We start from the raw sequence: 8666 nt of genomic DNA, 5'->3' as shown, positions 1-8666 counted from the left end.
TCGCGCTGGTGCCAGCGCTCGTCGTTGCCACGACCACTCTCGCGGGCCGCTGCCATCTCACGTTCGGGAACGCCGGCCTCTACGTCCTCCTTGGTGAAGAAGACGTGGGCGGGCTGGCCGCACATCTCCGTTTCAGACCAGCCGAGGATTCGCTCGGCACCGGCGCTCCAGCTCGTGACAAGGCCACCGAGATCCATGGTCACGATGGCGTAGTCGATGGCGCTGTCGACGATCTGGCGGTGGCGGGCATCGCTCTCCCGCGACTTGCGCCACGCTTCGTCCCGTGCGGCCACAGACCGGCGCAGCTTCATCTGCGACATGACCTGACGGGCTAGGGCTTCCAGACTCTCGGCCTGGGTCAGCGTCAGCCCCTCAGGCCGAGGCTCTACGTCGATGACGCAAAGGGTCCCGAGCGCGACGCCCTCGGGCGTCTCCAGGCGGGCGCCCGCATAGAAGCGGATGCGGGGCTCGCCCGTCACCAGGGTGTTGTCCCGGGTGCGCGGATCGGCGGTCAGATCAGGAATGATCAGGAGGCCCGGCTGATGCAGCGCGTTCGCGCAGACCGACTGCGACAGCGGCGTTTCGCAAGCATCGAAGCCAACGCGGGCCTTGAACCATTGCCGGTCGCCGGCGACGAGACTGACCAGGGCGACTGGCGTCTGGCAGATCCGCGAGGCGAGGAGGACGATGTCGTCGAAGCCCTGCTCGGCCTCGGTATCGAGGATGGCGTAATCGTCCAGGATAGCGAGGCGGGCAGCCTCATCCACCGGGTGCTCGAAGCGCGCGGTTTCACGGCCGGTCATGGGTTTGTCCTGAGGCGATCTTCGCCCCGCGCTTGCGCCGGGCCTTGGCTTCGTCGCGCTCGATCAGGAGACGGAGCGCCACGCGGACCATCTCGCTGGCTGAGGCGTACTCACCCTGGGCCACCTGATGGTCGACGTACTCAGCGAGAGGTCCGGTCAGGGCGATGTGTCGGGGATGCCTGGCAGCCATGGGAGGTCCCTATCATGACGCGGATAGGGTGTCGTCTTCTGGCCACCAATCCTGGTGGGATTTATTGGACCTCATTCCACCGTCATGTTGCGTTTGGCCCTCGTCTACGCCCTGGTGTCGATCTCGACGGCTTCGCCGAACGGCATGGTCAGCACGGTGGCGCCGGTGTCATCGGTGACCTCGAAGGATTTCTGGATGGCTGCGCTGAACGGAGCGCCGGCCTTGAGCGCTGCGGAGACGATATGTTTGGCGTCGAGGACTGCCTCCATTCGGACCGCCTCGAGATCGAGATGCTCTTCCGGCTCTGGCGCTGGCCACAGTCCAGCATCAGAGCGAATGTTGAAGAAGTAGTGGGGCATGGCGGGCCTCTCTCGGTTCTCTGGGGTCGCGTCGCTCGCTGGCGCACTCTCCCCGTACCTGATGCAGCCTGGTGCTACATTGTCTGAAGTTGTTGCCCTATGATGGTAGGGTAACGGAATAAATCTCTTTTAGAGGTCGCGTTTCTGTACTGACTTCCCAAGTACACCGGGGGGTCTCTAATAAAAAAATGACAGGTCTGTGCTTCTGTCATCTGACACAATGACTTGGTTGTTACTTCACTTCGCGCTTGCCTTCGCGCGCCGGCTCGGGCATTCTGACCTCGGATAATGGATTGGTATCCGGGGCCAGACGAGGCGCGGACATGAACGAGCAGAGCACGGGCGAGACCGAGCCGCAGACGCTCGCTGTCCTGGACCGCCTCATCGAGACCACCACGGCGCGGCTCGTCCATTGGATCGACCGTCTGCAGAACCTCGCCGTTCGCGGGGCCTGCACCATCGAGGCGATGCGGGTCATCGTAATCGTGGAGAGCGCCCTCAGCAGGTTGATCGAGGAGCGGGATCTCCTGTCGCCCTCGGAGCCAACGCCGTGAGCGCCGGGGCCGAGGCCTCCACCGATCCCCTGGTCCTCAGTCTTCAGCAGAGCCTCGACGAAGCCTTGCAGCGCCGTGAGGCACAGATCGCCTTGATCGCCTCCCTCGCCGATCAGGAGGGGAGGCAGGCCCAGGCCTGGGAGGTGCTCGCCATGATCGAAGGGACGCTGCGCCAGGCCCAACAGAACTATGCCGTCGTGAAATCGCTCTCGGAGCCGGAATGAACGCCCCCGTCACCCAGGCCACGATCCTCCCTGCACTTCCCATCGAAGAGGTCGCCGCGCGGGCCGCCGGCTTGGCCGAAAGCGCCCGCGCCTCCGCAACCCGCAAGGCTTACCGGTCGGATTGGAGGCATTTCGAGGCGTGGTGCGCCGGCCATGGCCGAACCGCCCTGCCGGCGGATCCGGTGACGGTCGGCCTCTACATCGCCCAGCACGCCGACAGCCTGTCCGTGGCGACCCTGACGCGACGGCTGTCGGCGATCGCCACGGCGCACCGGATGGCGGGCTTTCCGATGGATTCGCGCCATCCCGCCATCCGGGACGTGATGCGGGGCCTGCGCCGGGAGAAGGGCGTGGCCCAGGATCACGCCGAGGCCCTGACGGTGCCGCTGCTGCGCCGGCTGCTGGCGACCTGCGGCGACCGGCTCCTCGACCAGCGCGACCGGGCGCTGCTGCTGGTCGGGTTCGGCGCGGCGCTGCGCCGGTCCGAGCTGGTGGCCCTCGACGTCGCCGACATCGCCGTGGTGCCCGAGGGACTGAGGGTGACGATCCGGCGGTCGAAGAGCGACCAGGATGGCGAGGGGGCCGTGCTGGCCATTGGCCGGACAGGCCGCGAGACCTGCCCTGTCGCCGCCTACACCGGCTGGCTCACGGCCTCCGGGATCGTCGAGGGGGCCGTGTTCCGCGGCATTTCTCGGCACGGGCGGATTGGGGAGCGGCTCTCCACCGACGCCGTCTCCGAGATCGTGCAGAAGCGGGCCGGCGCGGCCGGGCTCGACGCCGCGCTCTTCTCTGGGCACTCGATGCGAGCCGGGTTCGCCACCGCCGCCGCCCAGGCCGGCATCGAGGAGCGGATCATCATGCGCCAGACCCGGCACCAGTCGGTCGCCACCGTGCGCCGGTACATCCGCGATGGCGAGCTGTTCGACCGCAACCTCGTCGCCGAGATCGGGCTGTAGAACTCAGGCAGCTTCCCGGTCGATCTTCAGCCGCTGCTCTACGCGATCCCGTCTAGTCTTGGGGTCGATGCGATGGAGCGGCTGGATCGCGTTGATGTTCGTCGACCAGAGGATCCGGGGACCAAAGACCGGCCCGCTGGGGCGATGCGGGATCGTCTTGTCCCTGTGCCAGACGTGCTGGTGACAGGCCTTCATCAGATACGTCGAGGCATCACCGACCTTCCCGTCCTCCAAGTAGACGAGGCGCCGGTCGCGGGGATCGACTTTGATTTCGTAGTCGCTCGTGGTGAAGCGCGCCTTGAAGTAGCCCCGGACGACATCCAGGCGATCGTTCGTATTGATCAGCCAGTGGACGTGCTCGCCGCGACCGATCTTGCCATCCCGTGTCGACTCCCGTGCCAGCATGTAGGCGTATCGGCTGGGAAGGTTGTCGTTGGTGCGATGGAACTCGCGGAAACGGCGCATCCAGCGCTGCGTCTCTTTCCAGCGTTGTTGGGGAGTGAGGACCTCGAACTCGATCGGCCGGATCGTGACCATGCAATCGAGACCCAGACCACGCTCCCAGGATTGCCGCCATGCCCGGCGACCCTGGGCGTAATCCTCGGGTAGGATCGTCAGCAGCTCCTGGTTCGTACGGAGGTCCGCCTTCCAGGACTTCTGTCGCCTGTAGGACCGCTTGATCGGGACCGCGCCCTGGATGTCGTCGTTTGCGGGCTCAGCGACACCGAGCTGTGATGGTCTTGGAAGAGTGAGTTTGGGAGGTCCAGAGGTACCAAGAGACTTCGCCCGCGCACCCGTGTACGCGAGGGAGAGAGCTTGCCCTGGGACAAGGTATTGATCCAGTAGAGGATTTTCGTCTGGACCTTGTCGCTTCATATCGTTGTCGTCGCCTGACACCTAAAATTGCTCTCCTTCGTCGCGTCGGCCCATGCTTGACGCACCGCCGCCAAGGTATAGCACATACTTGTTCTCTCTTTGTTCGGCAAGATCCATGACCTCACCCGCACCGCCGTCGAAGGACTACAACCACCGTGCCTTCATCGCCGTGGCGGAGAGCTACGGGAAGGCCGCCCATGTAGTCGCTGCCGGCCCTCGGCTGCCTCATCCGGCTCCCGTTGGGATGCTTGCCTGTCACTCGATGGAGCTGGCTTTGAAGGCTGTTCTCTTGGCCAACGGAGCGGGCGAAGAAGACTTGAAGCGCCATGGCCATCGGCTGCCGGAACTGCTCGATGCGTCCGGCCTCGACTGGTCTGACCTTGATCGGGAGCTTGTGGACTTCTGCGCCGACGCCATGAAGGAGCACGCCTTCCGCTACATCGACATGAACCGTTACTTTCGGCTCGGTGAGGGAGCTGCGGTGCTAGAACTGTGCGATCAGATCTTCCACGCCTGCCTGCAGGTCGTCATGCCTGGTGCGAGACGCAGTCTGGTTTCAGGAAGCTGATCTTCTCGGTGCCATCGAGAAAGCCAGGTGCTCGGCCTGGAGCTTCCAGGCGTCTCGATCCATGCGCAGCTCAGCGACCAGATCCTGGAGGGCAATGATCTCCCCTTGGGCGCGGCCGGCATCGCATGCCATCTCGATCAGATCCTCCTGACCGATGGCGAGGCGGGTCTGCAATTCGACGATCTGATCGCGCAGCTCGAGGAGGAGCAGGTCGGGGGTAGTCAACTCGCCAGTCGCCGCCACCAGGGTCGATGTGGAGCCGGCTCTGAGATCCGTGTCGCGGTCTCGTGCCAGCGATCTCGATCTTTCTCCGCTACCGTTAGCGCTGCTCGAAGAGCTTCCACTTGCACCGTCAGGATGTCCCGCTCGGATGCTAGGGAGTCTCGATCTGCTGTGACCGCGTCACGGTCTGACGCCCGGTTCAGTGCCGCTTCGAGGGCGACTTCGAGCCGCTCGATGTGCCGGGTCAGTACCTCCGTCACGACCGGGACAGGTACCGGGACGGGATCCGGTTCTTGTGCCGGGACGGCTTGATTGGCTGTACCGGGTCCCAGGCGCTCTTCGAGAACGTCATCCGGGACACCGATCCGGATCTTCCCATCGTTCCCTGGTTGCCGCGCCCACCGCTTACGCTTCACCTGCTGGCGAGCAGATTCCCGCTCGATCCCGAGGCGGTCGGCAAGCTCGTCGTAGCTGAGCCAAGTGACAGCATCCATCTGGGTCATGCTCCGGGACAGGACCGGTTCGAGTGCCGGGACTGCTCCGGGACCTTGTACCTGGGTCATCCCGAACATGGCCGGTTCACGGTAAACGGATCGTCAACGTCTTCGCAGGGCGCTGCACCGATGATCTGGATCGGCGTTGACGGGCTGGACGGTGGCGTCCATCGTCGTCGAGCTGCGGCGATGAGAGTCGGAGCTGAAACGAAACAACCCGCCGGGTTAGGGCGGGCTGCACGACCGGCACGAGGCCGGGATGATTTCCGTTTGGCGACGAGATCCTCCCACAGCCCGAGATGCCCTGCAAGTCGAAAACGCAAGTTTTCGGCATCGGCGGAGCCATGCCCAGAGTGCCGCGCCCCTCGAAGGCGGTCTTAGGACCCGAAGGGCGGAGCCATGTCGTTTGCTAAAGAACTGAGGCGTGCCGTCGAGGCAGCGCCCAGGGGGGAGCTGGCCGAGATGTCGGCCATTCTCTGGAAGGCCTTCGCCGCCGAGCAGGTAGACGAGACCGAGGCCGGCGAGATCTCCCTGCTGATCCAGGCCCGGAAGGCGCTACCGCCCATTGCGAAGCCGAAGCCGAAGCCGAAACCGATCTGGGTCGGGTCGAGACCGCGGTCGCCGGCGTCCGTGGAGCGGCGGAGGTCCTGGGCCGCGTCCGGCCGGCTGCCTCCTTCCCTGTCGGCCCGGTTCAGTACCGGAGAGCTGGCGGTGCTGGTCGTTGTCGCCACCCAGGTGAAGAAGTCGGGCGACTGCCGATGGCCACATGCGAGGATCGCTGCCATCGCTGGCGTCAGCGAGAGCACGACGCGACGAGCCCTGCGTGCGGCCCGCGAGCTCGGTCTGGTCAAGATTGAGGAGCGGCGCGTCTCAGCCTTCCGGAACGAGCCGAACATCGTGCGGATCATCAGCCCCGAGTGGCGGGCGTGGCTCCGCGTCGGGGGTGGGGGTCAGGTTTGGCCACGCACAGACAACAAGAAGTTTCCGGGAAGAAGAACAAGAATCGATGCCACGTCGAGGAGTGAGTGCGATGGTGGTAGCAACACCAGGTCGGCAGGGCCTGGGTTGCAAAATTTCGACCGCCTAGGGCCATCGAGAGCTACGGGCTACTTCGGTGGCTGAAACGTCACGAATGCCGCCCATGGCCAACGTCGCTGATCTGAGCGCATATCCGCGATGATATAGGGCGTGCTTATCCGTATTCCGGAATAGAGAGAGGAATTTGCTTTTGAGGAAAGTTGTTGTTTGTCAATGACTTAACCCGATTTGCGCGATAATCGAGCATTCCTTTTGTAGGGATGGCGAAGAGCCTTGGCCAGTCAGATCCCAACGCCAATGAATTATCGTCCCCCGACCCGCTTGCGGCGCTTGCGACTGGCGGCCTTGCTCAGGAGCCGCGAGAGCTGCTCCACCGAGTAGGGCTTCTGCAGGAGCTGAAACCCGTGGTCGCTCTCCTGTGCGAGCACGTGGCTGTAGCCGCTCGTCAGCACGACCGGGAGACCGGGATAGAGCCGCCGGATCTCTCGGCCCAGCTCGACGCCATTCATGCCGGGCATCACGACGTCCGAGAACACGACGTCGTAGGCGATGGGCTTCGCTGCGAGGGCCAACAGGGCCTCCGAGGCATTCGCGACCCAGTGAGTGCTGTAGCCGAGTTCTTCCAGCGTCTGGGTCGAGAAGAGGCCCACCTCGCGATTATCCTCGACGACAAGGACACAGGTGCCCCGCCCATCGACCGTGGGCTCGCTTGAGGCAGCGTCTTCCAGACTGCTCCCCTCGATCGTGGCGCGCGGCAGGTAAAGGCTGAATGTCGTGCCTCTCCCGACTTCGCTTTCGACCAGGACCTCGCCCCCGGACTGCTTGGCGAAGCCGAACACCTGGCTGAGACCGAGACCAGTCCCTTGCCCAACGCCTTTGGTCGTGAAGAAGGGCTCGAAGATCCGGTCGAGCTGATCGGCTGGGATGCCGGTGCCGGTGTCCGACAACGCAATCCGGACGAAGTCACCGGCCTGCTCGGGATGCGAGCGCAGGGCCGGAATGGTTGATGCTCGGTCGACGGCAATCGTGAGCCGGCCCTCACCATCCATGGCGTCGCGGGCATTGACGGCCATGTTGACCAGGGCAGTGTCGAACTGGCTCGGGTCCGCGCTGATACGGCAAGATTCGTCTTCGATGCGGATCGCGACTTCGATGCGGGCACCGGTCAGGGTGGCGACCATGTCGCCGATGGCCTGCACGCTCTGGTTCGCATCGAACACCTCCGGACGGAGGGCCTGTCGCCGGGCGAAGGCGAGCAGCTGACCCGTGAGCTTGGCAGCTCGATCGACGGTGTCTGAGATCGCGCCGATGTAGCGCTCGCGCCGCTCCTCGGTGAGGTCGGGGCGCTTGAGGAGATCGGTCGAGGACTTGATGACGGTCAGCAGGTTGTTGAAGTCGTGTGCGACGCCGCCGGTGAGCTGGCCCACGGCCTCCAGCTTCTGCGACTGCCGTAGCGCCTCCTCGGTCTGGAGTAGGCTGGCGGCGCGCTCCTTCTCCTCGGTGACATCGCGCGAGACGCAGTAGAGCAGGCCCTCGACGGGCACCGCTGTCCACGACAGGGTGCGGTAACTGCCGTCTCGCGCCCGGAACCGGTTCTCGAAGGCCAGGGTCAGGCCGCCGGCGGCGAGGCGGTCGACCTCGGCCCGCGTCTTCTCGCGATCGTCGGGATGTTCGAGCCACTCCGAGGTTTTCCCGATGATCTCGCCATAGTCCCATCCGAGGATCCGCGGCCAAGCTGGGTTGATGCTGATCCAAACGCCGTTCGCATCGGCGACGCCGAGCATGTCCTGGCTGACCTGCCAGATCCGGTCCCGCTCCTGGGTGCGCTCGGCGACCAATTCCCCAAGCGTCTCATTCAGCTCTTGGAGGCGGCGCTCGTCCTGACGCCGCTTCGTGACATCGGACACGGTCAGCACGGCACCGACGAGCACTTCACCTCGGAAGATGGGCGCGTTTGAGCAGATCATCTCGACGGGCGTGCCGTCCTGGCGGAAGAACGTCGCTTCCCGCTCGCGGAGGACCTTCCCCTCGCGGATTGCCTCGACGAAATTGCATTCTGAGGCCGGGAACGGGCGCCCATCGGGGTAGTGGTGGTGTGCGGCCTCGTGCAGATCCTGTCCGATCAGCATGCCGGCATCCCAGCCGAGCATGGTGTGCGCCCTGCGGTTGGCGAAGGTCACCACGCCATCGAGGTCGAGCTGAAACACGGCTTCGCTAACGTGGTCGGCGACGGTCTGGAGGAGATCCGTCTGCTGCTGCAACACGTCGGTCGCGAGCCGCTGGTCGGTGCGATCCCTCAGGATCTTGAGGTAGCCGATATGGATCCCGTCATCGGCATGGAGCGGCATCATCTCGCCGAGGGCAAAGAATCGTGATCCGTCC

Annotated in this window: 12 protein-coding genes; 5 read left to right on the top strand and 7 right to left on the bottom strand. The window is 64.7% G+C overall.

All coding sequences use genetic code 11. The features are described 5' to 3' along the window. The 3 genes from IPV08_RS23965 to IPV08_RS23955 all read right to left on the bottom strand — a co-directional run. A partial coding sequence (locus IPV08_RS23965; RefSeq protein ID WP_207414316.1) for a PAS domain S-box protein occupies positions 1 to 803 on the bottom strand: 803 nt, incomplete at its 3' end. Next, on the bottom strand, positions 790 to 993 hold the full coding sequence (locus tag IPV08_RS23960; RefSeq protein ID WP_207414314.1) for a type II toxin-antitoxin system ParD family antitoxin: 204 nt from the start codon (positions 991 to 993) through the stop codon (positions 790 to 792). The genes IPV08_RS23960 and IPV08_RS23965, both read right to left, overlap by 14 nt. A 104-nt stretch (positions 994 to 1097) precedes the next feature. Further along, positions 1098 to 1352 carry a hypothetical protein gene (locus tag IPV08_RS23955; RefSeq protein WP_207414312.1) on the bottom strand — a complete coding sequence of 85 codons (255 nt, stop codon included), beginning with the start codon at positions 1350 to 1352 and terminating at the stop codon, positions 1098 to 1100. A gap of 323 nt (positions 1353 to 1675) precedes the next feature. Between IPV08_RS23955 and IPV08_RS23950 the strand changes: the two genes are divergently transcribed. From IPV08_RS23950 to IPV08_RS23940, 3 genes are read left to right on the top strand one after another with little or no spacing between them, the layout of a single operon-like run. Next, a complete protein-coding gene (locus IPV08_RS23950; protein ID WP_207414309.1) occupies positions 1676 to 1906 on the top strand; it encodes a hypothetical protein in 231 nt (76 codons plus the stop codon). Further along, complete coding sequence (locus tag IPV08_RS23945) at positions 1903 to 2130, top strand: hypothetical protein (RefSeq protein ID WP_207414307.1); 228 nt, start codon at positions 1903 to 1905, stop codon at positions 2128 to 2130. Before IPV08_RS23950 ends, IPV08_RS23945 begins: the two co-directional genes overlap by 4 nt. Next, positions 2127 to 3086 (top strand): tyrosine-type recombinase/integrase, encoded by a 960-nt coding sequence (locus IPV08_RS23940; protein ID WP_207414305.1) that lies wholly within the window; start codon positions 2127 to 2129, stop codon positions 3084 to 3086. The genes IPV08_RS23945 and IPV08_RS23940 overlap by 4 nt, the downstream gene beginning before the upstream one ends. Before the next feature lie 3 nt (positions 3087 to 3089). Here the strand turns inward: IPV08_RS23940 and IPV08_RS23935 are convergent, their stop codons facing one another. Next, complete coding sequence (locus IPV08_RS23935; RefSeq protein WP_207414302.1) at positions 3090 to 3623, bottom strand: hypothetical protein; 534 nt, start codon at positions 3621 to 3623, stop codon at positions 3090 to 3092. Between the two features lie 454 nt (positions 3624 to 4077). Here IPV08_RS23935 and IPV08_RS23930 point away from each other — a divergent pair, with 454 nt between their 5' ends. Continuing rightward, positions 4078 to 4530, top strand: a complete 453-nt coding sequence (locus IPV08_RS23930) for a hypothetical protein (RefSeq protein ID WP_207414300.1) — start codon at positions 4078 to 4080, stop codon at positions 4528 to 4530. Here IPV08_RS23930 and IPV08_RS23925 read toward each other — a convergent pair. Next, positions 4519 to 4755 carry a hypothetical protein gene (locus IPV08_RS23925; protein WP_207414298.1) on the bottom strand — a complete coding sequence of 79 codons (237 nt, stop codon included), beginning with the start codon at positions 4753 to 4755 and terminating at the stop codon, positions 4519 to 4521. The two genes, IPV08_RS23930 and IPV08_RS23925, sit on opposite strands and share 12 nt — an antisense overlap. Next, positions 4752 to 5246 carry a hypothetical protein gene (locus IPV08_RS23920; protein ID WP_246748217.1) on the bottom strand — a complete coding sequence of 165 codons (495 nt, stop codon included), beginning with the start codon at positions 5244 to 5246 and terminating at the stop codon, positions 4752 to 4754. The genes IPV08_RS23925 and IPV08_RS23920 overlap by 4 nt, the downstream gene beginning before the upstream one ends. Before the next feature lie 462 nt (positions 5247 to 5708). Between IPV08_RS23920 and IPV08_RS23915 the strand changes: the two genes are divergently transcribed. Then, a complete protein-coding gene (locus IPV08_RS23915) occupies positions 5709 to 6368 on the top strand; it encodes a transcriptional regulator (protein ID WP_207414296.1) in 660 nt (219 codons plus the stop codon). A 218-nt stretch (positions 6369 to 6586) separates the two neighbouring features. Here the strand turns inward: IPV08_RS23915 and IPV08_RS23910 are convergent. Further along, the coding region (locus IPV08_RS23910) for a PAS domain-containing sensor histidine kinase (protein WP_246748215.1) at positions 6587 to 8666 on the bottom strand (2080 nt) is incomplete at its 5' end.

Origin of the sequence: Methylobacterium sp. SD274, assembly GCF_017355285.1 — a bacterium.
Lineage (GTDB): Bacteria > Pseudomonadota > Alphaproteobacteria > Rhizobiales > Beijerinckiaceae > Methylobacterium.
Note: the sequence above shows the minus strand (reverse complement) of the source record. Positions and strands in the feature narration are given on the sequence as shown.